The sequence below is a fragment of the Rickettsia sp. TH2014 genome (genome assembly GCF_019249195.1).
Classification (GTDB): Bacteria; Pseudomonadota; Alphaproteobacteria; order Rickettsiales; family Rickettsiaceae; genus Rickettsia; species Rickettsia felis.
The window spans coordinates 1-1,380 of sequence record NZ_MXAX01000130.1 but is presented as its reverse complement, the minus strand read 5'-3'; the positions used below and the strand labels follow the sequence as shown (position 1 = coordinate 1,380).

Here is a 1,380-nt window from a genome sequence, read left to right as displayed (position 1 = left end):
TTCTACTCCTTTTGTCGATTGTTTTTGGGGAGGATTACCCTACTACTTTCTTCTTTTGCTCCAGTAAACTTTGAACCCTTCTATTTAATTCTTCTCTTCTTTTTTTGTAACAAATTCTATTGTCTTGATTTAGTACCTCTTCCGTTAATGGCACTTCTTGTGTTTGCATCACAATAGCTTCTTGATTACTGTATTTTCCATTTAGCTGTCTTTGGTAATTTTGATACTGTGATTTCATTTGAAGAAGACCTAAAGCGATGAGTTAATTTCACTCTATCTTAAATATCGTTTTTGGTCAAAATCTTATTCTTAGAAAAAAATAGGATTTTATTGGCGGGTTCTAAGTTGCTCTATAGACTCTGGAGGAAAGTATCTGTAAAAGGTTGTCCTACCTATCTCTAGCGTTTTTATAATATCGGAAATAAACGGATAATTTTCACTATCTTTTAGCATAGCTTTTGCCGTACGCATTTTTTCATCACTCATAAACTTAGGTCTTCCACCTATTCTACCGTTTCTACGGGCAGATTTTAAGCCGGCTTTGGTATTTTCTACAATAATCTCTCGCTGAAACTGATCGAATGCTGCATTCATATGAAAGAAAAGTCTTCCTTCTGCTGTTGAAGTATCTATATTTTGGGTAATTACTTGCAAGCCAATTTTTTGCTCTTCAAGGATTTTTACAGTACTGATTATTTGCGTTAGTGATCTTGCAAGACGTGATAATTTCCAAACTACAAGCGTGTCGCCTTCACGCATATAATCAAGTGCTGCCTGCAATTGAGTACGTTGCTTACTTGCACCTGATATTTTTTCTGTAAATATTTTTTTACATCCTACCTCATTAAGAGCATCAATTTGATGATTAGGGTTTTGATCTAATGTTGAAACCCTTGCGTATCCGATGAGCATATCTTCTTATTCCTAAAACGCTTTTTTGTTATATTAGCAGAACATTTTAATAAGAACAAGGTTTTGGAACAATCTTTGGACAGATTTTAATAAAGTTTTTGTGAGTCTGTTACTTGTTCCTAAAACGATCGTTTTTGGAATATACTAACATTTGTTACTACTTTCGTTGTCAATAATCCATATTTATTGCATTGATTGCCAGTATGAACTTTTCTTTTGTACTAGTCAGATTTGCTAAATCTGTCTTTATAGATATTTCATTTTGATTTCTTTCTATATTAAATCTTTTCAATATTCTTTCTATTAGTTTTAGGTTTTCATTATCGGTTACTAAGTGTTCAATATCATCAAGTATAAAGCCATCATCCGTAAAAGTGTATTATTGCTCTTCAGCAGACAAATAGATTTGCAGGTAATCATTGTGTCGGTCTAAGTACTTAAGTTGTAGAAGTCAAGATTTAATCTTAC

General features: G+C 32.7%; 2 protein-coding genes and 1 pseudogene. All 3 read right to left on the bottom strand.

The window, feature by feature from the left end; translation table 11 throughout:
• Positions 1-34: 34 nt before the first annotated feature.
• A complete protein-coding gene (locus KYQ89_RS02535) occupies positions 35-238 on the bottom strand; it encodes a hypothetical protein (protein ID WP_218460271.1) in 204 nt (67 codons plus the stop codon).
• A gap of 89 nt (positions 239-327) precedes the next feature.
• Entirely contained in the window at positions 328-912 is a 585-nt protein-coding gene (locus KYQ89_RS02530) for a recombinase family protein (protein WP_218460270.1), read from the bottom strand.
• Positions 913-1,081: 169 nt separating this feature from the next.
• A pseudogene (locus KYQ89_RS08215) lies at positions 1,082-1,279 on the bottom strand (DUF1828 domain-containing protein); the annotation flags it as partial.
• Between the last annotated feature and the right edge of the window lie 101 nt (positions 1,280-1,380).